General features: G+C 39.5%; 17 protein-coding genes. 10 read left to right on the top strand and 7 right to left on the bottom strand.

The window, feature by feature from the left end:
• Nucleotides 1–43: 43 nt before the first annotated feature.
• From C6H66_RS15505 to C6H66_RS15490, 4 genes are all read right to left on the bottom strand, one after another.
• The gene (locus tag C6H66_RS15505; RefSeq protein WP_105396047.1) at nt 44–2932 is read right to left on the bottom strand and encodes a Tc toxin subunit A; all 2889 of its coding nucleotides are present in this window, start codon (nt 2930–2932) and stop codon (nt 44–46) included.
• 134 nt (nt 2933–3066) lie between these two features.
• Nucleotides 3067–5385: a hypothetical protein gene (locus C6H66_RS15500; RefSeq protein WP_105396046.1), complete on the bottom strand. Its 2319-nt coding sequence runs from the start codon at nt 5383–5385 to the stop codon at nt 3067–3069.
• Between the two features lie 405 nt (nt 5386–5790).
• Nucleotides 5791–6765, bottom strand: a complete 975-nt coding sequence (locus C6H66_RS15495) for a threo-3-hydroxy-L-aspartate ammonia-lyase (RefSeq protein WP_105396045.1) — start codon at nt 6763–6765, stop codon at nt 5791–5793.
• Nucleotides 6766–6833: 68 nt separating this feature from the next.
• Nucleotides 6834–7454: a TetR/AcrR family transcriptional regulator gene (locus tag C6H66_RS15490; RefSeq protein WP_036808325.1), complete on the bottom strand. Its 621-nt coding sequence runs from the start codon at nt 7452–7454 to the stop codon at nt 6834–6836.
• Nucleotides 7455–7691: 237 nt separating this feature from the next.
• Between C6H66_RS15490 and C6H66_RS15485 the strand changes: the two genes are divergently transcribed.
• Entirely contained in the window at nt 7692–8915 is a 1224-nt protein-coding gene (locus C6H66_RS15485) for a Tm-1-like ATP-binding domain-containing protein (RefSeq protein WP_105396044.1), read from the top strand.
• Nucleotides 8916–9249: 334 nt separating this feature from the next.
• Here C6H66_RS15485 and mtr read toward each other — a convergent pair whose 3' ends face one another.
• The 3 genes from mtr to tnaC all read right to left on the bottom strand — a co-directional run bounded on the left by mtr (nt 9250) and on the right by tnaC (nt 12205).
• Nucleotides 9250–10494: a tryptophan permease gene (gene mtr / locus C6H66_RS15480; protein WP_105396043.1), complete on the bottom strand. Its 1245-nt coding sequence runs from the start codon at nt 10492–10494 to the stop codon at nt 9250–9252.
• Between the two features lie 87 nt (nt 10495–10581).
• The gene (gene tnaA, locus C6H66_RS15475) at nt 10582–11982 is read right to left on the bottom strand and encodes a tryptophanase (RefSeq protein ID WP_105396056.1); all 1401 of its coding nucleotides are present in this window, start codon (nt 11980–11982) and stop codon (nt 10582–10584) included.
• A 124-nt stretch (nt 11983–12106) separates the two neighbouring features.
• Nucleotides 12107–12205 carry a tryptophanase leader peptide gene (gene tnaC, locus C6H66_RS27690; RefSeq protein ID WP_181147885.1) on the bottom strand — a complete coding sequence of 33 codons (99 nt, stop codon included), beginning with the start codon at nt 12203–12205 and terminating at the stop codon, nt 12107–12109.
• A 425-nt stretch (nt 12206–12630) separates the two neighbouring features.
• On the opposite strand from tnaC, the gene C6H66_RS15465 reads away from it, so the two are divergent.
• The 9 genes from C6H66_RS15465 to C6H66_RS15425 all read left to right on the top strand — a co-directional run bounded on the left by C6H66_RS15465 (nt 12631) and on the right by C6H66_RS15425 (nt 25597).
• On the top strand, nt 12631–13062 hold the full coding sequence (locus C6H66_RS15465; RefSeq protein WP_046396187.1) for a bleomycin resistance protein: 432 nt from the start codon (nt 12631–12633) through the stop codon (nt 13060–13062).
• Between the two features lie 1253 nt (nt 13063–14315).
• The gene (locus C6H66_RS15460) at nt 14316–15656 is read left to right on the top strand and encodes an MATE family efflux transporter (protein WP_036781683.1); all 1341 of its coding nucleotides are present in this window, start codon (nt 14316–14318) and stop codon (nt 15654–15656) included.
• A gap of 334 nt (nt 15657–15990) precedes the next feature.
• A complete protein-coding gene (fdnG, locus tag C6H66_RS15455; protein WP_105396042.1) occupies nt 15991–19038 on the top strand; it encodes a formate dehydrogenase-N subunit alpha in 3048 nt (1015 codons plus the stop codon).
• 12 nt (nt 19039–19050) lie between these two features.
• Nucleotides 19051–19980 carry a formate dehydrogenase subunit beta gene (gene fdxH, locus C6H66_RS15450; RefSeq protein ID WP_105396041.1) on the top strand — a complete coding sequence of 310 codons (930 nt, stop codon included), beginning with the start codon at nt 19051–19053 and terminating at the stop codon, nt 19978–19980.
• Nucleotides 19977–20618: a formate dehydrogenase cytochrome b556 subunit gene (gene fdoI / locus C6H66_RS15445; protein WP_105396040.1), complete on the top strand. Its 642-nt coding sequence runs from the start codon at nt 19977–19979 to the stop codon at nt 20616–20618. The genes fdxH and fdoI overlap by 4 nt, the downstream gene beginning before the upstream one ends.
• Nucleotides 20619–21511: 893 nt before the next feature.
• Nucleotides 21512–22288 carry a HisA/HisF-related TIM barrel protein gene (locus tag C6H66_RS15440; RefSeq protein WP_105396039.1) on the top strand — a complete coding sequence of 259 codons (777 nt, stop codon included), beginning with the start codon at nt 21512–21514 and terminating at the stop codon, nt 22286–22288.
• Nucleotides 22289–22290: 2 nt separating this feature from the next.
• A complete protein-coding gene (locus C6H66_RS15435; RefSeq protein ID WP_046396183.1) occupies nt 22291–23496 on the top strand; it encodes a phosphoribosyltransferase in 1206 nt (401 codons plus the stop codon).
• 2 nt (nt 23497–23498) lie between these two features.
• Nucleotides 23499–24164 carry an HAD family hydrolase gene (locus C6H66_RS15430; RefSeq protein WP_046396182.1) on the top strand — a complete coding sequence of 222 codons (666 nt, stop codon included), beginning with the start codon at nt 23499–23501 and terminating at the stop codon, nt 24162–24164.
• Between the two features lie 173 nt (nt 24165–24337).
• On the top strand, nt 24338–25597 hold the full coding sequence (locus C6H66_RS15425) for an adenylosuccinate synthase (RefSeq protein WP_046396181.1): 1260 nt from the start codon (nt 24338–24340) through the stop codon (nt 25595–25597).
• The last annotated feature ends 10 nt before the right edge of the window (nt 25598–25607 follow it).

Genomic DNA, 25607 nt, shown 5'->3' with positions numbered 1-25607 from the left:
GAACCTCTATTAGAAATTTTTTATTCCACCATGAAAACTATATTTACAGAGTTGCTACCATCATTGTGCCAACCTGTTTATAATCCTCATAAGAGGAATGAGCATTGATATTTATCGTCGCTAATAATGAGCGCATGGAAAGAGCCATTTCCTCAGACCAAACTTTAAGTCTCATCATGATATCTATTTCAGCTAATGTTTTTACTGTATTCTCTTCCTTGCCAATAATATATGAATTAGCTAATAACACCTCATCACTCTGCCATGACAATAGTTCAGTTAATATTTTCACCATATTAGTTTTATCGTTACTTTGATTATTCTTATTGACTAGTTCCAAATAACGCAATATTTTATCTTCCGCGTTATCTAAAGAGGCAACTAATTGCATCCAATCTCGGTAGCGACTGAAATAATAAATAACCGATAAAGAAAGTTGCGTATTCTGGCAGCCAAACCGTTCAGGATGTTCAGAAAAATGATTCAACATCACAGTACTCAATTGGAACGTCTTAATCACTGAAATATATCGCGATAAGTCATACATCAGTATCAAATAATCCTGACTGATCACCTCTGGTTGCAAATTCTTCTTATCAAACAGTTCAAATGACTTCAATAAAAAATCATAACTACTTGAGCCAATCCAATTTAAAATAAATAAAGGAAATGGTTGTGATAGCTGAAATGCATTTGCCAACATACTGGCTGATATTGCATTTTGTGCGGATTGAGTTTGAGTAATAATTGCAGCCCATTGCTCAGTAATAGATACTTTGACTTTCTCATCAAGTAATATGCTTTTTATCGCTTTATTAATTTCATCAGTAATATTAACATCAGGTTTAACCAAACCATATTTTTGATGAGATACTGAGTTTAAAACAGTTTGACGTGGAGTTAACCAATCAATCAAATCACCATTATTATCCAATGCAGGTAAGATATTTTCTGACAAACTTTCCAGCATTAGACTTTCTGAATTACGATGCAATCCAACTTGATTAATAAAGGCCACCTGAGCCGCATTTCCGGTCATAACAACTTCATTAGCTGGTAATAAGAATAGTTGAAGAGTACCAACAGATAATTTATTTATTCTCAACCATTCTGTAACCTGCTCCATTGCAATCATAATATCCAGTATATCTGTTTGTCTATTATTTCCTGATTGCGATAAATAAGGCATACCCGCGACCTGTTTTAATACTTTATTTCCACCTATCAGCGTTAAAAGAACCACACCTTCTTGTGGTGTTAACCCAAAAATTCTCGACAATCGCACAATGCGATAAAACGCAGAAATAACAGCAAGTGAACATGTTAAACTCTTTTTACCAATCGATTCAGCAACTAATGGCGCTAATAGAGCAAAATCCTTCGCTTCAATTTTCAAACCAGCACATAACTTGCTAATAATAGTGTCATCCTGCTTTGTTTCCGAATAAAACTCACGATCATCAATCACCAATGGCGCATCAAATAACGAAGATGAATTGAAAATCTGATCGAAGAAAGGAATGGCTGTACCCGTCGAAAAAGGGGTAATTTGATATATCAACGCGGCAAAATCATCAGGTGAAATATGATATTTTTTACTCCAATGATGAAAAATTCCTAACATACGTAAGGTATTATCATTCATCTGTAATTGTTTATTTGCATCCCCTTCTGCCCGCATCGTCGAAGTTACCAATAAATCAATTTTATCTACCGGTAAATTAACCCATTTCCACAATCGTATCATGCGATTTAATCTATCAAAGCGTTCATGATTCACACCGGATAGTTTATTTATCTCTTGTGGCAAATGATCATTTGAGGAAAACTCACGATACAAATGTAAAAAATCACTCTCTTTTGTATTTGGCCCATTAATAAAAACGGAGCCATAACTATAAGGAGCCGCAGGCATACCTAAATTAAGCACATTTTGAGATAATCTCACATTATTTTGCTCTAATGCAGCTTCCTTATTTGTAGATATTCCTTTTATACATAATAATTGCTCAACCTCTGCGACAGAAAGAGTTGTTTGTCTAGTAAAAGTTGATAACAATTCAAGTAACTCTGCATTATTAACACCGTAATTATCCTGATAGAATTGGCTATTAGAGGGGTTCAATGGCTCATTAATTATCTTTTGCTGATAAATACCTAACTGGTTTGCTAAAGGTGCGACAAATTCTCCATTAGCAGTATTCAGACTGGATTTCAGAAAATAAGGATAACTCTTGTCTGTCTGTTGCATCATTTCCAAACAAAAAAGTTTTTTATTATCAAACGTTAGATTAATTTGGTTTTGCGCATAATCATAAGGGAGTTGGAATGGATAACGTACATTAGCCAAAAGATCATAACTGGATAAATTGGTCTTTCCTTGCTGCTTTAGCATAGCTTCCAAACGTTGACTTAGCATAGTATTAACCAATGACAGTGTTGAAACCTCTTGATTAATACTGACTTCATCCAGCATTAAATGCGCTAAATCAGAGCGGCGATCATCCATTTTAATGGCCTCAGCACCCGCATTGAATTCAATATCCATCGCTAATTTATAAATCTCTGCTAAATAAGCAACCGGTGAATTATTTGCTTCCGGTGCGCCATTTGGACAATATTGCTGCCAGTTATCCTGAAATAAGGATTGATATTGAGGACCTTCTTTTAATGAAAGCGAAGAATAACTTCTGGCATATGTATTATGAGTGTAATGCTGCTGGCGAAATTTACGGGCTATTTGTATAGCATAGCTGTTTGCCGTATCATAAATATCTTCTGCCTGATGATCTGAATTATACTTCTCTACAAATAGATTACGGGGCATTCTTATAAGATCAAAAATAGATTTATAACCTAATTCAATTATCTTATCAGTAAAGTTATATTTATTACCTATTTTCTTTAGCAACGGGCTGATATCATGATTCATAGGATTGCCTTTATTTATTGGAAATATATGGATGGGTGTTTTATCTAAAAACGATAATAGGCTTGAGAACAGAGATGCAATAAAGAATAAGAAGTTTATTGCATCATCTGATGGTTATTAAAAACAGTTAGTTATCAACTAATTTTCGGCTCAAGTGTAATCAGAGCATATCCCGCACGATTGGGTTTATTTTTATGTGTCACTCTGAGTAAAACAATTTCCGAACGAGTAATATCATTTGGTGCAGTATAAGTTGCAGTATACTTTTCGATGTCATTACCAAACTCATCTTTTGTAACTTCTGGTTCACCTACCTTAATATTTCCTCTTTCTGGCATGAGGCTCCATTCACTTGGAGAAGTCAAATCATTACCGACAGAAGAGAACTTCATTACGGCATCAGGTGTTAATAACTCTTGATTATAGCTAGGATCAATCCTGAACTCACCTTTCGTGTTTTTACTGATAAGCAAAATATTAACTTTATCTAAATCGCCATTATCAGCAACAGCCGTCACCGTAACCATATTATATCCGGCAGGGAAAGCAGCTGGAGGCGTATATTTTCCATTCGCATCAACAACACCATAGCCAGTACCCGTTTCCACACTCCAATTCACTTTCTTATTGCCATAAACAGTAAAATTGGCTTCCTTATTAACATCATTCTCATTGATAACAACAAAAGAAGGACTAACCGATACAGAAGAGGGCAACAGAGTGACAACCGCTGAAGCTTTAGCGTTCGTTCTTGAGTCTGTCGCAGTAATTGTCACAATTTGACTATTTCCTTTTATCTTAGACGGTGCCGTATAATCTCCCGTATTAGCATCAATACTTCCCAATTCCGCTGGAGTGATGGACCAATTTACCGTTGCATTGGTGTTGGTTGTAAATTTATGCTTAGTTTTCACTGGCATAGTTAATTGAAGATCATTGATTTTAAAAGCAGTTGATGTTGGAGAAATATCACCAAATAGCACCATATCCCCAGGCACATACACCTTATCAAACTCAAGATAATTGCTTTCAGGGAACAGAAGGTGATTAACTGCAAATAGACTTATACTATTTAACTTAATTTTAGATACGTTGGCTAAATCCGTTTCAACGGCGCCTTTAACAATTTCCGCTGTTTTATCAATAAACTGTGATTGAAAATCAGGGCCTATAAGACTTCCCCAACCAGATGGGCCTTGTTCATCATATTTAACACCCATTCCATAATGTGATTCCAACTTAATTTCATCATTAGATATAACTGTAGGTGTAATATCTATCGATCCATCAACATAGAAATCAATTTTCGATTTATCATAATAACCAAGTATGCCATCTTTCATAATACCCACTTGCTGAGCAAAATGATAAGATTGACCATTATTACTTACTCCAGAAAAGATAATTTTTTCCCTCTCAGGTTTAATATACATTCCAGAATAAGGGATTTTCACCTTCTCTGGCCAAATATTAGTGGCACCATTATATTTAACCAATCCCGTCCATACTGTATAAGATCCTTTTTCATATTGTACAGGTTTATCACTTTCAGAATATCCGTTTTTTATATTCAAATATTTGGCTGAATCATTTTGTTGACTATTGAGACTGACCAGCTCTAATTCTACTCCTGTAGAACTCGGTAATAAACTCTCATATTGCGGTTTAAGAATATTCTCAAAAAGTGTCTTATTACTGATAATTAGCATCGCAGAACGATTATCCGGTATCAAATAAGGAAAATTACTTGAGTTAGTTGGTAATACTCCGCCGTTAGGGTTATAGTGTGTTGCAATAAATAACAACACCGCCCCATGACCATAATTATCAGAACTACGTAAATTAGCATCGGGTGCAGGTTGGGTTCTAATTTTAAACATTTTTGGAACCAGTCCAGCCGTATTATCCAGCTTCAAAATACCTAACTCATAAGTTACATCATTATTTTTAAGCCAATTACGGAAAAACTCTTTTACTTCTGCTGGCGCATCGTCAATAACATTGACTACACTCAAATCTCCTTTTTTAAACTCAACAACAACTTTTCCATCATTACCAACAGAGCCTGTTCCCGCAATCAAATTTACGGTTATCGTCATATGGTAATCATTATTCGGTGTAATTCTTTGATAATTCTTTACTCTACCATCATCATAAAGTTCTACTATCGTACCAGAAATAAAATTTAATTTTACCGTTGCCTGAGAATCTTCAATTGATGAATTTTCAAAGGAAATTAATGGCACTCCCAACGTCAAATTATCAAATTTTATCTTTTTATTTCCACTTTCCCAGCAAATAGGAGAAAAATGTGTACCTTCACTCACCTTTCTTACATATTGCTGTTCAAACAGCATATTTATTTTAGTTCTATCATAGGCAGCAATAATATCCCATCCAAGAGTCTTCGTTTTCCCACTAAAATCATTAACAATACTATTTTCTGTAGTCATATAATCACCTATGTTTGAAGTTATGAAAAACATGTTATTAAGGTAGGCGTATTAGATAATAGCTACCGCCATCATATTAGTTCAATAATATGAAATTAATCACCAGGATAATTTATATTTGTTCTCTATTACCAACTTAGGCATAAGTTGAAGAAAAAATATATATTATCCAATACATCCAAATAGATTGAGAATTAATTAGGATGCATATGATTAATATAACATGTATCAATGTGAATATAACATAGGAAAATATTCACATAAAATATGTAGCGGCCAATATATAATATTATCCCTACAATTAATATTTAAATATAACAAATCAATAACTAAAGAATAATAATTACACTACAAAACACACATTATAAGTTTTGTGAATATCAAAGCCCCCTTCTATATGGCTCATTACGTCTTAGGTTGTTTTGACAGCAAAGCACAATAACGCTCAATATCCACGTTACCGCCACTGACAATGATCCCAACTCTCTGTCCTTGCAACTGCGTACTCATTTGGCGTACAGCGGCAAAACTCAGACATCCGGTCGGTTCGACAATCATTTTCATTCTTTCCGCATAAAAACGCATTGTCTCCACCAATTCCTCATCAGAAACGGTGAAGATATCATCAATATTTTTTCGAATAATGTCGAAAGTATATTGCCCAAGATGTCGAGTTTGCGCCCCATCAGCAATGGTTCTAGGCGTATCGATATGAACAATTTTTCCCTGACGAAATGATTGTTGAGCGTCATTACCGGCTTCCGGCTCTACACCATAAATTTTACATTCAGGAGAAAAATGGCGGGCAGCAAGCGCGCTCCCTGAAAGCAATCCTCCGCCACCGAGACAGACAAACAACGCATCCAATCCCCCAACCTCTTCAAACAGCTCTTTTGCCGCGGTTCCCTGCCCGGCAATAACGTGCGGATGATCATAAGGAGGAATTAAGGTCAACCCGTGCCTTTCTGATAATTCCCGGCCAATTTGTTCACGATCGTCCGTATAACGATCATAAAAAACAATTTTACCGCCATAACCTTCGGTTGCCGCTACCTTAGCCGCAGGCGCATCGAACGGCATAATGATTGTCGCCGGTATATTCAGTATACGAGCCGCCAATGAAATCGCCTGAGCATGATTACCCGATGAATAAGTCACAACCCCATTGCGGCGCTGTTCGTCACTAAATTGTGATAACGCATTAAAAGCACCACGAAATTTAAATGCTCCCATTCGCTGATAATTTTCACATTTAAAAAATAACTTAGCGCCGGTCATTTCATCAGCAGTACGGGAAGTCAGAACCGGCGTACGGTAAGCATAACCTTCTATACGCCGGGCAGCGGCAATAACATCATCATAAACAGGGATATTTTTCATAGGAATAACCGCAAGTTATACGAAATAGCAGACAAAATATCTACGCCAGGAAAATCTATCAAGAATAACTATAATTCAGAATCTCTGTGCGCCTGATTAATAATTGCTTTTGCCATCCATTTAGTAATCTCAATAATTTCTTCATTATCCATCTGCCAAATGTCTTTCATCACCAGAAAGACCTCAGAACCATAAATCAGGGAAAAAGCACGAATGACATTTTCCAAAGTATCCGGCGGAAAATGCCCTTTTAATGGCTCAACAACCATTGCCAGGATATCTTTACGATGCCCACGAACCAATTTCTTTTCCTGTTTATCCTCAGATAAACGTCCCTGAGCCCATTGCTGCAAGGAAACTAACAGAGCTGCTCGTAACGCGCCTTCATGTTGAAACATTCGAGGATAGGCAAAATTCAACAACTCAATAATCCGCTCCTCAGTTTTTTCACTGGCCGGTTTCCAGGTAAGAATCGGCCCAAGGCTAGCGCCAACAATTGCATCAATTAAATCACTTTGAGTCGGAAAATAGCGATATGCCGTTGCCCTGGAAACACCAGCATGCATTGCCAATTCAGAAACCGAAGGTATCGCCCTCTGTTCAAAAAGTTCCAACGCCACATTTATTAACAATGTATAAGTTTTTTTCCGAGTACCGGTAAAATGAGTTTTCGTCTTCGAGTCCATCATCCCCCACAACTCTTTCACAGTAAAAATCGCTACATTAACACTTATGGTTAAAATATTTTTTCGCTATCATCACTCTACTCAACTATCTACAAAACGATCAAATTGATTCAGCCTATTTATGGATAAAATGAGATGACAGTCTCAATTTGATAATATAACAGTGATACTTGAGTCTCATCTTGACTATAATCTGTCCATGAATGAGTAGTCAGCACCAGGGAAGTATTCATAATTATAATGAAAAAAAACCAAGGCTATGTTTATATCGCTACTATTTTTGATACCAAGCGCACAGAAATTTTCTACGTCAGGGATCTGATCAAAAAAGCTGGCCTTGCTGTTCGAACTGTGGATTTGACTACTCAATCTGGCTCACTGGAAAGAGGTGCCGATATTACGGCCCAAACAGTAGCAGAGCATCACCCTCGAGGTAAAGAAGCCGTTTTCTGTGGTGATAAGGGGAAAGCCATTTCCGCGATGTCAGTTGCTTTTAATCTCTTTTTATCAAAACAAACTGATGTTTTAGCAATCCTAGGTCTGGGAGGTTCCTGCGGTACAGCACTGATCACGCCGGCAATGCAATCTTTACCCGTAGGTATACCAAAACTTATGGTTTCTACTATGGCCTCCGGTGATGTTTCTGGCTACGTGGGTGTTAGCGATATATCTATGCTCTATTCGGTCACAGATGTATCCGGTCTTAACCGTATCTCTCGCCAAGTGTTAAAAAACGCGGCCAACCAAATCGCAGGGGCAGTCTATTTTCATGAAGAGAGCAATATTGAAGATAAACCGGCTATTGGTCTGACGATGTTTGGTGTGACGACACCTTGCATACAGTTATTAACCAGAGAGTTGGAACAGCAGTATGATTGTCTGGTTTTCCACGCAACCGGCAGCGGTGGCAAAACAATGGAAAAACTAGCCGAAAGCCGTTTGCTTCACAGTCTACTGGATATCACTACCACTGAAGTCTGTGACTATCTGTTTGGTGGCGTTCTTGCCTGTGATACTGACCGTCTGGGGGCAATAGCCCGCACGCGAATACCTTATATCGGTTCTTGCGGAGCGTTGGATATGGTGAACTTTGGTCATCTGAGCACTATCCCAGAACGCTACAAATACAGGCAATTTTACCGTCACAATTCGCAAGTAACATTAATGCGCACCATACCCGAAGAGAATCGGCAAATGGGAATTTGGATCGCTGAAAAACTCAATCAGTGCGAGGGAAAAGTAAAATTTATTATTCCAGAAGGTGGTTTTTCCGCTCTGGATATTAAAGATGGGCCATTCTGGAATCCTGACGCTAATCAAGCATTTATCCAGGCTTTTGAAGCTACATTGATAGAAACGGAAAATAGACAACTAATTAAAAGCCCTCATCATGTGAATTCACCTGACTTTTGCCAACAGGTGATCAACGAATACCGGCAAATGATGGCTTGGCATCAGCGCTAATACCGTTGCAAAAACAACACTGACACTGAAAGATTATATACAACTAATTAATGACTAGGCAAAAAGTTGTCAAAAGAGGGCATTCTAATGCTATTGTTCTATCAGTGACGAATTTACGACGTGTCTGTTGGAACGTTGTACTAAAAGAAATTAAAGCGGTTGACTATTCGTGTTCTAAAGGGAAGCCATAAGAACTTCCTGTTAATAACCTTGCTGTAGATGTTAGGAGTTAACAAACTAAATTAAAACATAAATACACCTGCTTTGTTTTCTCCCTTTCGGAGCTTATTTCCGTCAACACCAGGCTCCTGCGGCCCCCACCGCAGGAGTTTTTTTATGAATAAACCGGCAATAGATTAAAATTTGATAAGATATGCGCGACAGCATTCAGTACACCAAATAGAAAAATCAAGCCGAGCATCACATTACCTCCCCAAACCCTGTACATAGGGCTGCCAAATCGCTTACGAGATGCTCTGGCAAGTAGTGCGGGAACGATAGCCGCCCAAACTGTCGCAGCAAGGCCGGCAAAACCTATCGCGTGAATAAAGCCATTCGGGTAAATCATTCCACCAACTATTGGCGGAAGAAAAGTCACCACTGCCGTTTTCAAGCGCCCCAACTTGGTATCATCAAATTTAAGCAGATCAGCCAGATAATCGAACAACCCAAGCGTGACGCCAAGAAATGAGCTGGCAACCGCAAAGTTAGAAAAGAGAGTTAATAATAAGCCCAGAGCTGAACTATTCAATCCTCCACTTAATGATTGAACCAAAACATCAATATTGCCCCCTTTTGCTACGATTTCGACAAAATCAGGTCGGGAAATATTGCCCATTGTTCCAATCAACCAGATCAAATAAAGTACCAAGGCCATCGATGTACCGATAAACAGGCATTTCTTTATTTTCTCTGGCTCTTTTCCATAATATTTCATTAGGCTAGGAACATTACCATGATATCCAAAGGAAACCAGACAGAAAGGTAAAGTCATTAATACATAAGGCCAGTACGTTGGATTAACTTCAGTTGTATTAAATAATACTGCGGGTTTAACGTTATAAATCAAACCGCCAAACGTCATAAAGAAAGTTAATACCTTAGCGCCAAGAATAATCGATGCTATCCGGCTGACAGTTTTAGTACTTAACCAGACAATAAACGCCACAACAAAAGCAAATAAAAAACCACCAAACCCAGGCGAAAAATCTATCGATACCTCCCGCATAGCATGTTGAATAATCGAGCCGCTAGCGGAAATATAAGCGTAGGTCAGTATATATAAAACAAAAGCAAGGGTAATACCATTAATGATATTCCAACCATTGCCCAACAGATCTTTCGTGATGGTACTGAAACTTGAACCAATTCGATAATTAAGATTGGCTTCCAATATCATTAACCCTGAATGCAACATGCAAAACCAAGTAAAAATCAAAGCGGCAATTGACCAGAAAAACCATGCTCCTGACATGACAACCGGTAAAGAAAACATGCCAGCACCAATAATCGTTCCACCAATAATCATGGCGCCGCCAAATAAAGATGGAGACGATTTTTCTATCGACGAAGTAGCCATATGCGTTACCCTAGCGTGGCTTTACTTTATATAGTAAGCAGTAAAATTGGGGATGCCCTTAAACAAGAAGCATCCCGATATTTATTATTATTTAATTGGTTTTAATCTTGCAACGAAATGACGTAATACGGATGGTTCATAAGTAAAAGTTAATCCTTTAATCTGAGAAAATCGCTCCTTCAAGGAAATAAAGGCTTCTACAACATAATCCATATGATCATTAGTATAAACACGACGAGGAATAGTTAATCGCAAAAGTTCCATTGGTGATGGTTTCTGTTTTCCTGTTTCCGGATCACGACCTAATAACAAAGAGCCAATTTCCACACTTCTTATTCCTGCCTCCAAATATAATTCATTATTCAGTGCATGAGCCGGGAACTGTTCTCCGGGAATATGTGGTAATAATAATTTAGCATCAACAAATACAGCATGACCACCGGTTGGATATTGAATAGGAATACCTGCTTCTCTTAATCTGTCACCTAAATAAGCCACCTGATTAATACGATATGCCAGATAATCTTCATTCATCCCCTCTTCAAGACCAATTGCCAATGCCGCCATATCGCGCCCGGCAAGACCGCCATAAGTGACAAACCCTTCCATTGGCACACAACGGGTACGCACTTCATTAAAGAGATCTTCATCATCACGGAAACAGCAAAGACCGCCAATATTGACCAAAGGATCTTTTTTAGCCGACATTGTTAACATATCGCCATATTGATACATCTCTTTAACGATCTGTTTAACGGATTTATTTTCGTACCCCTTTTCTCTTTGCTTAATAAACCAAGCATTTTCACAGAAACGAGCTGAATCAATCACCACAGGAATATCATATTGCTTTGCAATCTCATACACGGCTTTCATATTAGCGATAGAGATAGGCTGACCACCGGAACTATTACAGGTAACAGTTGTAATAATCGCGACAACATTATCATCGCCATGTTCTGCTATCGTTTTTTTCAATTCATCAATATCAAAATCGCCTTTCCAATCATAATAAGTGGTTGTATCAAAGGCTTTTGATGTGACGACATTAATCGCTTTCGCGCCATTTAATTCAACATGAGCCGCTGTCGTATCAAAATGGAAATTAGAAATAAAGACCGGATGCTTTGCACCACCTTGCGCTTTTTTACGGGCAATTAATGTCGGAAATAAAATCTGTTCTGCGCCGCGCCCTTGATGCGTTGGAATAGTATATTGATAACCAATTAATTCATTAACTTTATCACATAGATGATAATAGTTACGGGAACCTGCATAAGCTTCATCCCCCATCATCATCCCCGCCCACTGGCGATCACTCATTGCCCCAGTGCCGGAATCTGTCAGCAAGTCAATATAAACTGCGTCACTGGATAATAAGAATGGATTATACCCGGCTTCTTCTAACGCTTTTTCACGTTCGGCACGGGTAGTCATGCGAATATTTTCTACCATTTTAATACGGAAAGGTTCTGGAATACGTTTCATATATATTTTTTTATCCAATAGTTGGCTATACCGCATAATTCAGACAAATTTCCAAGAACAGCCAGAAATACGCCAGAATAATGTAGTGATTACAATATTTAATTTTTAAATATAACCAGAACAGCTAATCAGGGAAAAAATGAGAAATACGGTGATCGACATTAAACCATGCTTGCATATTACAAGAACAAATAAAATAATAACGTAAAAATATAGAAATCATAAAATGCATTTATTCCCTGATTAAAATCAACTATTAAGATATAGATAATATTTAAATTATCCGTGACCAATTCCACAAAAATAAAAATATCATAAATATAATTTTACATATGAATTCAACTTAATGAATCATATAAATCAACAAGAAAAACAGATAATAAATTTAGTTTAATAAATATAACAATGCAATTAAGCACCATCAATTAAGTCAATTACTAACACAGTAAACCATCCCATAAGAGCTTAAAAAACCAAGTTAAATAACGTAAGAATTAATAGCATTATTTACTAAGATTTCTCAGGAATAAAAAATAGCTTTATTAGACCTATTACTATTTAATTCATTAGACTATAATATTTTCATTCTGGGTAAAATTAATCTATTTTCATATAATAAAATAGATATTGTTGAATATAGGATAACATATGGAACAAGATAAACCCTATTGGAATCGAATGGTTCCAGAACTCACTGTTACTGACTTCTCTCTATCTCTGGATTTTTATCAAAGAATTCTCGGCTTCCAGTTGCTTATTCGACGAGATAATCCAGATTTTGCATACTTAGCACTTGGTGAAGCACAACTTATGCTTGAAGTGTTACATGATGATGGCTGGAACACAGCCTCATTACATTATCCTCTTGGGAGGGGGGTGAATTTTCAGATTGAAGTTGATGATTTAGCGCCTTTACTGCACAACTTAAAAGCTAATAACATCAAACTTTATCGAGAGGTTAAAGATAATCATTACCGTATTGATGAAGTCATTGCATGTCAACGAGAATTTCTTGTGCAAGATCCTGATGGCTATTTACTACGTTTCAGCCAATTCATAGAAAATATAATGGCGTATTAATTTAAATAGCCTTAGTCAATAACTTTAATAGCTGAAATATGCCCTCCAATTTACTCTATTTAATAAAAACCCGCCCTTTATTAAAGGGCGGAAAATAGGAAAAAACATAAGCAGAATTCCGCACAACACAATAATTATGATAACTGAATATCAATAGAATTCTACTTTCGATTAACGACTTTTTTCAGATACAATAGGCATTGGATAATCAGAAGTTAAATGATCAGGAGCTTGAGAACCGATAATACATGTTGCAGTATGAGATGAAAAAATAACGCATTTTGCCGCACATATAGGAAAATGCGGATACAATACACAAGCATGGATAGATGTAGAAAAAGCAGAAAAGAAAGTTAACGTTAAAAGGGCCCAAAGTAACTGGTGTTGCAATCTATTTATCATCATATCACCTCGCTGAATGGTATATTTTCATTTCCTTATATTCGACTCCTTTGAATTAATTATAGAGCAAAATTTAACCGAAAAAATTTTTTTATCACTTTGTTGATAAATCATTTAAGTTATCGAAAAAAATTGAACAATCAGATTATAAAAATCTCATCACCCAATAAAATTATTCATCAACATTAAACTATAAACAATATTTGAATAAAGTTATCTAATGATTTAATAAGCATGTTAAGATATCCATAACTACACAGTTGATATCTCACAAATACTAATAATAAGTTAAAGAAACTATATAAAATATTTTTAAAAATTGGCGTTTAAATTTTTTACCAATTCAAGCAATCATTTAAATATCTTAATTATTTACAATCAAATTCATTTACTTTTTGATCTACATTTCCTCACAACAAATACACTATACTCACTAAATGTATTAATAATGCTTTAGCCACAGTATATGCATCCACAGCGGAAAAAATAGGTGCTAAATTTAGCAACCTTATTCGACAATGACAAAACCATTTGGTTCTCAGATTCCACATCCACCCTGTACAACATATTCGGCAAAAATTTATCAATTTCGCTAACATATCTGGCAAATAGCAACGCTGATATTTACTGCTAATCATTCCCCTTATGATGCTCGTTGTTCGTTATTTAATTCGCACCACAAAGAGTTGTTCAGGCACAACAAATCCAATTACAGAATTCATTTTTTTATCTTTCTTTATTTCATCTCTGTTAACGGATAAATAAACCATGTACAATGTTTAGATATTTCCTGAGTACGCGGCATCTCAAGAAATAATTCATTTACCTTTTTCAATAAGCAGGTTTTTCAAATGCATCAAACTGATGTTACTGAGCGTTCGCTCTTTTCATTAAGCTGGCCGATTTTTATTGATATTCTCCTTCATCTGGCCACTTTATTAATTAACACTTATATGGTGAGCCATGTTTCTACTTCTTATCTGGCTGCTATGGCTGTAGGTAATCAGGTATTTGATCTGTTTATCACTATCTTCAACTTTATCAGTGTTGGATGCAGTGTTGTCATTGCTCAATATATTGGCGCTGGAAAACGGGATAAAGCCAGCCAGGCGATCCATATTTCTATTGCATTCAACTTCTTGCTTGGGTTTAGCTGTGCACTGATTACTATCTTCTTCGGCTATAAGCTCTTGCAGATCATGAACATGCCGGAACATCTGATGGAAGATGGCTTTAACTATCTGCATATCCTCGGCATCTGTCTGATCCCCGAAGCTATTTCGATTATTCTGGCTGCTTGTCTGCGGGTTTATGGGAAATCGAAAGCGGCAATGTATGTTACTTTGATTGCTAACTTGCTGACAGTACTAGGTAATATGATCGTCCTATATGGCTTCTTCGGATTACCTCAATATGGTCTGGAAGGGGTTGCCTGGTCTACGGTCTTTGGCCGGATTGTTGCCGTGATCCTACTATTCTGCCTGCTCAGTTATGGCCTGCGGATCAAATTTACGCTGGCCGGTTTCCTGCGCTGGTCAAAAAGTATGTTGGGCAAGATCTTATATATCGGTTTACCCGCGGCAGGGGAAAACTTGGTATGGATACTGCAATATATGGCAGCCATAGCATTCATCGGATTAATGGGTGAAATTCCATTGGCAGCACAAACTCTCTATTTCCAGCTATCGCTGTTTGTGATGTTGTTTGGCATTTCTGTCAGCATTGGCAACGAAATTATGGTCGGCCATCTGGTCGGCGCTAAGCGGTTTGAAGATGCTTATATTCGTGGCCTTAATAGTCTGAAAATTGGCTGTATCGTCACTATTGGCGTGGTCGCCGCTTTCTGGCTGTTCAGAATGCCGATTCTGCATTTCCTGACGCAAGATGAAGCCATTATCAAGCTGTTGTTACCGCTATTCTTGCTGTCCGTTTTTCTGGAGCCAATCCGTACCGCAAATATCGTTATGGTGAACGCATTACGCGCTTCCGGCGATGCCCGTTTCCCACTATATGCGGCAATATTCTTTATGTGGTGTATTGCTATTCCAGTGGGATACTTTTTGGGGATCAAAATGGAAATGGGCATTTTAGGTATTTGGATCGGTTTCTTCTGTGATGAATGGCTGCGTGGGCTGACTAACATCTGGCGTTGGAAATCAAAAAAATGGCAAACTAAACGACTCGATATTTAATTATCACAATTGCGGATAGCTAAAATAACCATTCCACCAGCTGCCCTAAAATCATTTATTTTCCTGCTAAACTCCCACAATAAGAGGCCCCATTCCCAACGGGCGCCTCTTGTCAATTTATATAAGAGGTTTCTCAGAAACTGACTGGTGCTATTATTGGCTAATAACCTCAGGTAGTTTACAACTCATCAATGCAGTGGGTTCTCCTTGATACCCAGGAGTGTTTTGATTGACAAACGAGCCGGGCTATGAAGGCAATTTCGCTTGATTCCTCAACGTGTTATTGCATCAAAAGTAAAGCAATGTCGTCATTCAAAAAATAAGGAGAAGACCGATGCAGGTCAGCAGAAGAGCTTTCTTCAAGATCTGCGCGGGAGGTATGGCGGGAACAACAGCCGCCGCGCTAGGATTTGCTCCATCCGTTGCGCTGGCTGAAACTCGTCAGTACAAACTACTGCGCTCGCGTGAAATTCGTAATAACTGCACCTATTGTTCCGTTGGCTGTGGCATTTTAATGTACAGCCTGGGTGATGGTGCAAAAAATGCCAAAGAGAACATTTTTCATATCGAAGGTGATCCCGATCACCCAGTCAGTCGAGGCTCGTTATGTCCGAAAGGAGCCGGAGTACTTGATTATATTCGCAGTAAAAACCGCCTTCATTACCCCGAATACCGAGCTCCTGGTTCGGATAAATGGCAACGCATCAGTTGGAATGAAGCGATTGAACGCATTGCCCGTTTGATGAAAGATGACCGTGACGCCAACTTTGTTGAGAAGAATGAAAACAACGTCACCGTTAACCGCTGGCTAACAACGGGTATGCTCTGCTCCTCCGCAGCCAGTAATGAAACCGGTATTCTCGACCAGAAATTCATCCGCGCGCTAGGCATGATCGCTATCGATTGTCAGGCGCGCCTTTGCCACGGCCCAACGGTCTCCGCTTTGGCGCCAACGTTTGGCCGAGGCGCCATGACCAATAACTGGGTAGATATCAAAAACGCTAACGTTGTTCTAATCATGGGGGGAAACGCCGCTGAAGCACACCCAGTCGGTTTCAAGTGGGTTATTGAAGCAAAAATTAAGAACAACGCTCAAGTGATTGTGGTTGATCCACGCTTCAATCGCAGTGCTGCTGTAGCCGATTTCTATGCGCCGATTCGTGCCGGTTCAGATACCGCGTTCTTACTGGGCGTGATCCGATATCTGATGTTCAACAACAAAATCCAATTCGAATATGTTAAGGCTTACACCAATGCCTGTTTGATTGTTCGAGAAGATTATCAGTTTGTAGATGGCCTATTCAGTGGCTTTGATCCAGATACCAAGAGCTATGATAAATCCTCATGGCATTACGAAACCGATGAACAGGGGTATGCCAAACGGGATGACACGCTATCTCACCCACGCTGTGTCTGGAACCTACTGAAAAATCACGTTGAACGCTATACCCCTGAACAAGTTTCCAATTTGTGTGGCACGTCAAAAGCCGATTTCCTCCATATCTGTTCCCAACTGGCAACTACCGCCGTAACCCATCGTACCGCAACTATTCTCTACGCACTGGGTTGGACTCACCACACCGGCGGCGCTCAAATTATCCGCGCCGCGGCAATGGTTCAGTTACTGTTAGGAAACGTAGGCATGCCGGGCGGTGGAGTTAACGCATTGCGCGGTCACTCGAATATTCAGGGTTACAGTGATCTTGGTTTGCTGTCACTGAATCTGCCCGGCTATCTGCCTCTGCCAAATGAGAAACAAGAGAATCTGGCAACTTATCTGGCGCAAACAACACCAAAAACCTTGGTTCCCAATCAGGTGAACTACTGGAAAAACACGCCAAATTTCTTTATCAGCTTATTAAAAGGTTTCTGGGGCGAACACGCTACCGCAGAAAATGACTGGGGTTACGATTGGCTGCCCAAATGGGATAAAAGCTACGATATCATGGCGCAAGCTGAGTTAATGACTCAAGGCAAAATGAACGGCTACATCGTTCAGGGTTTTAACCCATTAGCGGCATTCCCGGATAAAAATAAATCCAGCAGAGCACTGGCTAAATTAAAATATCTGGTGGTGATCGACCCGTTGATCACGGAATCTTCCAACTTCTGGCAAAACCACGGCGAGATGAATGATGTCAATCCGGCTGATATTCAAACTGAAGTTTTTCGCCTGCCCTCCTCCTGCTTTGCCGAAGAAAATGGATCGATCGTTAATTCAGGCCGTTGGCTGCAATGGCACTGGGCTGGCGCACAGCCGCCGGGAGAAGCGCTGCATGACGGTAAAATTCTTGGCAAATTGCTGCAACGTCTGCGCAAACTTTATCGTGAAGAAGGTGGTGCTTACGCGGAGCCTATTATGAATCTGTCATGGGATTATCAAAACCCGGAAGATCCGACACCGGAAGAAGTTGCCCGTGAAGCCAATGGTAAAGCATTAACTGATATTAAAGATGAAGACGGCAATATCATTCTGAAAAAAGGGCAGCAACTTTCCAGCTTCTCTCAACTAAAAGATGATGGTTCCACATTCAGCTTATGCTGGATCTACAGCGGTTGTTGGACCGAACAAGGCAATCAGATGGCGCGCCGCGATAACGCCGATCCATCCGGTCTGGGCTGTACGCCGGGTTGGGCGTGGGCATGGCCGCAAAACCGCAGAGTACTCTATAACCGTGCTTCGGTTGATCCACAAGGCAAACCGTGGGACCCAAATCGTGAACTGATTAAATGGGATGGCAATAGATGGCATGGCTTTGATGTTGTTGATTACAACAATGCTGAACCGGGAAGCCACGTCGGGCCGTTCATCATGCAACCAGAGGGGGTAGCCCGCCTGTTTTCCATCGATAAAATGGCTGATGGGCCATTCCCTGAGCATTATGAACCGATTGAATCACCGATCGGCACCAATCCACTTCATCCGAATGTTATCTCCAACCCAGTTGCGCGGATCTTTAGTTCTGACGTTGCTTATATGGGAGAAGCCAACGAATTCCCTTATGTCGCAACGACCTATTCCATCACTGAGCTGTTTCGTCACTGGACAAAACATGCCCAACTTAACGCCGTCGTTCAGCCCGAACAATTTATTGAAATCGGTGAAAAGTTGGCGGCAGAAAAAGGCATTGTTCAGGGTGATGAAGTCAAAGTGTCTTCCAAACGCGGTTTTATCAAAGCCAAAGCGGTTGTCACCAAACGAATTCAGCAACTGACCATCAACGGTAAGCAAGTTGAAACTGTTGGTATTCCTTGTCACTGGGGTTTTGCCGGAGTAACCCGGAAAGGCTTTCTGGCAAATACTCTCACACCTTCCGTCGGTGACGCCAACGCGCATACACCGGAATACAAGGCATTTTTGGTCAACATCGAAAAGGTGTAACAGGAGCGAATTATGGCAATGCAATCTCAAGATATTATTCGTCAATCCGCCACGCATTCCTTTACCCCGGCACCACGTGCCCGTGATCATCAAGAAGAAGTGGCAAAACTGATCGACGTTACCACCTGTATTGGCTGTAAAGCCTGTCAGGTAGCCTGTTCAGAATGGAACGATATTCGCGACGAAGTAGGCTTTAATGTTGGTGTTTATGACAATCCCACCGATCTGACGGCTAAATCATGGACCGTGATGCGCTTCTCCGAAGTAGAAGAGCACGGCAAGCTGGAGTGGCTTATCCGTAAAGATGGTTGTATGCACTGTGCTGACCCGGGCTGTCTGAAAGCGTGTCCCTCAACAGGTGCGATTATTCAGTATGCCAATGGCATTGTGGATTTCCAGTCAGAGCACTGTATCGGCTGTGGTTACTGTATCGCGGGTTGTCCGTTCAATGTGCCAAGGATCAATAAAGAGGACAATCGGGCATATAAATGTACTCTGTGTGTTGACCGCGTTGGCGTCGGCCAGGAACCCGCCTGTGTAAAAACTTGTCCGACCGGCGCCATTCATTTCGGCACCAAAGAGGACATGAAAAATTTGGCCTCCGAACGGGTAACGGAACTCAAAGGTCGCGGTTATCAGAACGCGGGTTTATACGATCCGCAAGGGGTTGGGGGAACTCATGTGATGTATGTTTTGCATCATGCAGACAAACCTCAGCTTTATCATGGTCTGCCTGATAATCCAACCATCAGCTCAACCGTGACCTTCTGGAAAGGCATCTGGAAGCCGCTAGCCGCCGTGGGTTTCGCTGCAACATTCGCCGCCAGTATTTTCCATTATGTCGGCATTGGTCCAAATCGAACCAACGAACAAGACGAAGAGCATGCCAGACAAGATGATGAAATGGCTGAACAATCCACAAACGAGGAGAAACTGTCATGAAGAAGAAAGATACGATTCTCCGCTACTCACCGATTGAACGAATAAATCACTGGTCAGTCGTCCTCTGCTTTCTATTTACCGGCATCAGCGGATTAGGATTCTTTTTTCCCTCTTTTAACTGGCTGATGAATATATTCGGTACACCACAGTTAGCACGGATACTGCACCCATTTCTTGGTTCAGCCATGTTTTTCTTATTTATCTTTATGTTTTTCAGATATTTCAAACATAACTTTATCGACAAAGAAGATCTTGTTTGGCTAAAAAACATCCATAAAATCATCAGAAATGAGGAGGCTGGCGATATCGGCCAATACAATTTGGGTCAAAAAGGAATTTACTGGTCTATCAGTGGTTGCCTGATTTTATTGGCTATCAGTGGTGTGATTATCTGGCGCCCCTATTTTGCCGATTTCTTCTCTATCCCCCTGATCCGACTTGCGCTTCTGGCGCACTCTCTGGCTGGAATTGGCCTGATCCTGCTGATTATGATACATGTCTATGCCGCATTTTGGGTAAAAGGCTCTATTCGGGCAATGGTCGAAGGTTGGGTAACCCGTGGCTGGGCGAAGAAACATCATCCTCGCTGGTACAGAGAAATCCGTCAGAAAGCGAAACAAGATAAGACGAATCCTTAGTGTTCAATCGGAACGCAGCCTGACAACAGGTTGCGTTTATTCGGCAATACGATGTCTTAATTATTTAATCTTAATTATCTCTCCAATTAATGTGGAAATATAATTCCATACCTAGAATGATATATAAAAATCACTAACAAATCTCCTTATCTAAAGAGTATTACATTGCCAATCAGCGAAGTTCTCTATTTCGGATATTACAATCAATAGAATTGATAATATGTAGCCATATAACTCACAATGAAACTATATTGCTATAATAATTATCATTATTGACAATAAAAAATATTTATAGAAATCCTCGATGAAATATACTTATATAATATAAACAAATAATTATTCAGAATAAATTGCATGTAATTATATATTGATTGTCGTTACTATTATCAATTAGCTGAAATTATATCTTCACCATAACCATAAATAACAACCAAAATAAAAAATTTTTAAATGCAGTTATTTAATATAAATCAGCATATATTGAATAAATTAATCAAAAAAATAGATCTATATTATTTTAGACAATTAAAATATTAGATAAATAAAATTAAACTATTCCTGACGACATTAGCAGAATTCACTTTTTATATATTTAAGCTGAATCGCTGTTTATCTATTACCAAATTAACTCTTCTTAAGTAAATATAAGATTTACTAACTGAACAAAGTTATCCAAATTGCTATATTTAGCTAATAACCGTATTGAGAAATTTTTTCTTTCCACTATTATGAATCAGTGAACGGTTATTGAGTTCATTAAATTAATAGGTTTATTATTTATATCTGTTTATTCTTGAAGAAATAAAAGACATATTTGTTCATTATATTACAAGCTGTAATTGCATTAGTCACAATGGTTATTAATTTTTAAATAATTAATTAGGATGCATTCAATGATAAGTAAGGAAACATTCGAGATATTTCCCTCTGTAGATATTGTTGACGGAATAGCAATGACATCAAATTCCGCCATTCGATTAACCCGTGGTGAAAGCCCAACATTACGGCGACCTTTAGGCACTCCGGCCGAAGTAGCGCTCGCCTGGCAAAATGCCGGAGCAAAATGGATACATGTTGTTGATCTTGATGCTGCATCAGGACGTGGCTCAAACAGCCATCTTATTGCTGATGTTCTAGCTGCGGTCGACATTAACGTACAGGTCTGCGGCGGAATCAGAGACGAAACCATCTTGCGCAAAGTATTAGCAACTGGATGCCAACGAGTTAATTTGGGAACCGCAGCATTAGAAAATCCCGATTGGTGTGCCCGAGCCATTGCCGAATATGGCGATAAGATTGCCATCGCTCTGGATGTAAAAAGCACATCAGAAGGTTATCAACTGGCAACGCATGGATGGAATGTCAGCAAGGGCAATCTCTGGGATGTTCTTGAGCGCCTTGATAAACAGGGTTGTCAACGCTACGTCGTCACCGATGTTGAGCGGGGAGGCATGATGAGTTCGCCAAACTTCACGCTATTACAGGAAGTTTGTGCGAAAACGTCATCACCCGTTATTGCCGGCGGTGGAGTATCAAGCCTAGACGATCTTCGCGCTTTAGCAGAGTTGTCCACTATCGGTGTCGAAGGTGCAATTCTTGGTCAAGCTCTACATATTGGTAAGGTTCCTCTCGAAGATGCCCTTGCTGCAACGCAATCATCGAGACGCTAAATATGCCTGAATATTTATCTCCTGCTTTGGATCTTCGTTCTATTGGTTTACTGGGCGAATTGCGTAGCGTGCCTGAAACACGCTATTTAACGAAAGAAGTGATGGCGCTACCCGGCTTACTCACAGAGAAGCCCGCATTCGTCGGTTCCCGCGGTGCTGCCTATTACGAACAAAAACCTTGTCACGAGCTACTGATGACGGCGAAATATTACACAGAATACATCTCCCAACTTGAGTGTAGCGATAAGCTGTGTACTGCCCCATCAAAATATATATTGGCCGATCATAGCCTGGCAAAATTGCTCAGAATTGTTGATAGCCTATTAAGTTCTCCGCAAACGGTTAACGAAGATATTGTGCCATTCATCGATGGGATCAAAGAGTGTGCAAAAGTCGTCAGCTCAACGCTGATGGGTACAGCATTTACTTTTTCCCCCTCTCCGATCCATGACCTGACATTGCCTTCATCTACGGAGCACAAAGTGCCAAGACCGTTTATTGAAGGGGATAATCATCTGTTAACTCTGGCCGCGGCACAAATTGACAAATGCCTCAACTCCTCTGTTGTTGGCATCATGTTAGGAGGATCGGCAGCAGCGGCAGTCACCGCCGCGGCATGGGATAGCGAACTCAATTTAGTGAAAGTCTCACGTTACGATGATACAGCTTGCAAGAGCACTCATCTCTGGGGGCGCAATATTCCACCTGGGCAAACGGTGACAATTATTGATGATAATTGCGGAACAGGCGACACCTTATGTCAGGCAATCGATCTGGTCATGGCGCAAACCGGGCGACGTCCGAAGGCTCGCGCCGTCGAACTGCATTGGGAAAAATTATTACGTACCCGCGTTTATGGGCATTCTGATCGCGTATTCAACCCTGAAACTTTAGATGTATTGACGCCTTGGTGTTTCAGACATCATCAGGTCCTGAATCGCTTAGTTCATCAGCCTTTCACGGATGATAAATATGCTCATACAACCACGGCGGATTGGGTTGCTTATTCATACAGTTTATTGTCTGTTCTTAATGACACCCTGACAGACTCAACATGGGCAGCCAAATTATTGCGTTTTTTATTAAATCTAAAAGCACAAACACCGCTGAACTATGAACAGCCAATCGATGCATTTAAAGCTCTGGCATATCAATGTCCTGAATGTTCAGCGCACAAAAATGAGTTTGGAAAAGGGGGAGTTAACTGATTATGACAACAGCACATATTATTTGGGATTGGAATGGCACATTACTTAATGATGTCAATGTTTCATTGAGTGCAACCAATTTTGCACTGGCAGAAATTGGTATTGAACCACTGACGCTGGAACAATATCGGGAACATTATTGTGTTCCAGTACAAACTTTCTATAAACAAGTGATTGGTAGAGAACCTTCATCCTCTGAATGGTCTGTGATCGGAAAAATATTTAATTTTCACTATCGCCCAGGTATTCAGAAAGCCAGTTTAACAGACGGTGTGAGTCAGCTCCTCGCTTCCCGTTATGAAACAGGCGCAACTCAGTCATTATGTTCACTGATGGAGCATCATGAATTGGTCCCTATGCTTGACAATCATGGTATTGGTAAATTCTTTACCCAAATAGATGGCAGAAATACGCCATTATTGACCACCGGCAAATCAGAGCAATTAGCTAATCATCTCAAAAAACTCAATGTTTCTCCTGAGCAAAGTGTGGTTATTGGGGACGCTACCGATGACGCCATTGCCGCATTAGCCGCAGGAACTCATGCCATTCTTTATACCGGAGGAACCCACAGCCGTGTCAGCCTTGAAGCTGCCGGTGTTCCTATTGTTGATACATTAAGTGAAGCGTTATTAATAGCTGACTCCTTAGTTCATAAACAGCAATGAGAGATTATTCAAAATAATCGGATAAAAAAAGTGATAATTTATAAAGAAGTATGAATAAATATTTGGAATATTTGTTTAAAAAGAACAGATTATTTATCTTAAAAAAGATAAACAAAAATGGACTATTTAACTATTATTTAGAGTAAGCCAATAAATAATTAAGGAATAGATTTATGTTAATTGCTGTAGTTGGACTCCAATTTGGAGATGAGGGCAAAGGAAAATTTGTTGACTATTTATCTAGCAACATCAATAACATTGCTCGATTCAATGGCGGCGCTAATGCAGGTCATTGTGTGCAACATGGTAATCTAAGAGGCTCCTTTTCTCAATTACCAGCTTCACTCAACAAAAAGAATTTATATATCTGCCAAGGTGCTCTAATCAGTCTTCCGGTTCTGATTAAAGAGATCGATTTTATACAAAAAGAAAACATTGATTCTAATATATTTATCGATCCGCGCTGCCATATTGTCTTACCATTACACTCTGAATTAAATCGAGCGTCAGAAAAATATAAAGGTAAACAGAAAATAGGCTCAGTTGGTGTCGGTGTCGGGGCCTGTGTTGAAGACAAAACCAACCGTCATGGCATTCGGCTTATTGATACGCTTGATAAAGAAAAATTAAGAAGTAAATTAGAATTCCTTTGGAATATCAGAGAAAAACAGATCAACCATGTTTTTAATGCACAAGCTACATTAGATTTTGAAGAGATGTTAGAGGCAACTTATCAATATGGAAAAAGAATAGCACCCTATTTCACGTTTACTAATGAAGTTATCGGTGATTTACTTAATTCGGGAGAAGATGTTTTACTTGAAACATCACAAGCCACTTTCTTAGATAATAGTTTTGGTACTTATCCTTATACCGTAGCATATCAGACACTAGTGCAAACCTGCTTTGCCATGATAGGCATACCGGCACAGAAAATGCATATTGTCGGTGTGATGAAATCCTATATGATCCGTGTCGGCAACGGGCCATTCCCCACCGAATTATTGACAGAACAGGCTGATTATATTCGAGAACGTGGAAACGAGTATGGCACCGTTTCAAAAAGACCAAGGCGCTGTGGCTGGCTGGATTTATCCTTGATTAAACATGCGGTGAAACTCAATGGCGTAACAGAACTCGCCATAACGAATGTTGATGTTCTTGCTGGTTTACATGAAATAAAAGTCGCTATTGCCTATGAAATTGATGATAAACTCGTCTGCTGCGATGACGCATTATTGCAGCTCGATAGAGCTAAACCTATCTATAAAACATTTAAATCCTGGAGCGAACTTAACTCATCATATACACATTTAACAGAACTGCCTATTGAACTGATTGACTTCTTAACTTTTATTCAAGAGTATGCTGGTATCCCAATCAAATATATTTCCTATGGGCCAGACAGAAATCAGACATTAGTCATGAAATAAAAGTGTGGAG

The organism is Photorhabdus hindustanensis, assembly GCF_002968995.1.
In the GTDB taxonomy this organism is placed as follows: Bacteria; Pseudomonadota; Gammaproteobacteria; order Enterobacterales; family Enterobacteriaceae; genus Photorhabdus; species Photorhabdus akhurstii.
Note: the sequence above shows the minus strand (reverse complement) of the source record. Positions and strands in the feature narration are given on the sequence as shown.

Bases quoted from the DNA above. Each gene is read 5' to 3' on its own strand.
- C6H66_RS15465 (WP_046396187.1), top strand. From the start codon at position 12,631: ATGGAACAAGATAAACCCTATTGGAATCGAATGGTTCCAGAACTCACT.
- C6H66_RS15435 (WP_046396183.1), top strand. From the start codon at position 22,291: ATGCCTGAATATTTATCTCCTGCTTTGGATCTTCGTTCTATTGGTTTA.
- C6H66_RS15500 (WP_105396046.1), bottom strand. From the start codon at position 5,385: ATGACTACAGAAAATAGTATTGTTAATGATTTTAGTGGGAAAACGAAG.
- C6H66_RS15485 (WP_105396044.1), top strand. From the start codon at position 7,692: ATGAAAAAAAACCAAGGCTATGTTTATATCGCTACTATTTTTGATACC.
- fdxH (WP_105396041.1), top strand. From the start codon at position 19,051: ATGGCAATGCAATCTCAAGATATTATTCGTCAATCCGCCACGCATTCC.
- tnaA (WP_105396056.1), bottom strand. From the start codon at position 11,982: ATGAAACGTATTCCAGAACCTTTCCGTATTAAAATGGTAGAAAATATT.
- C6H66_RS15505 (WP_105396047.1), bottom strand. From the start codon at position 2,932: ATGAATCATGATATCAGCCCGTTGCTAAAGAAAATAGGTAATAAATAT.
- C6H66_RS15495 (WP_105396045.1), bottom strand. From the start codon at position 6,765: ATGAAAAATATCCCTGTTTATGATGATGTTATTGCCGCTGCCCGGCGT.
- C6H66_RS15460 (WP_036781683.1), top strand. From the start codon at position 14,316: ATGCATCAAACTGATGTTACTGAGCGTTCGCTCTTTTCATTAAGCTGG.
- mtr (WP_105396043.1), bottom strand. From the start codon at position 10,494: ATGGCTACTTCGTCGATAGAAAAATCGTCTCCATCTTTATTTGGCGGC.
- tnaC (WP_181147885.1), bottom strand. From the start codon at position 12,205: ATGATTTCTATATTTTTACGTTATTATTTTATTTGTTCTTGTAATATG.
- C6H66_RS15430 (WP_046396182.1), top strand. From the start codon at position 23,499: ATGACAACAGCACATATTATTTGGGATTGGAATGGCACATTACTTAAT.
- C6H66_RS15425 (WP_046396181.1), top strand. From the start codon at position 24,338: ATGTTAATTGCTGTAGTTGGACTCCAATTTGGAGATGAGGGCAAAGGA.
- fdnG (WP_105396042.1), top strand. From the start codon at position 15,991: ATGCAGGTCAGCAGAAGAGCTTTCTTCAAGATCTGCGCGGGAGGTATG.
- fdoI (WP_105396040.1), top strand. From the start codon at position 19,977: ATGAAGAAGAAAGATACGATTCTCCGCTACTCACCGATTGAACGAATA.
- C6H66_RS15490 (WP_036808325.1), bottom strand. From the start codon at position 7,454: ATGATGGACTCGAAGACGAAAACTCATTTTACCGGTACTCGGAAAAAA.
- C6H66_RS15440 (WP_105396039.1), top strand. From the start codon at position 21,512: ATGATAAGTAAGGAAACATTCGAGATATTTCCCTCTGTAGATATTGTT.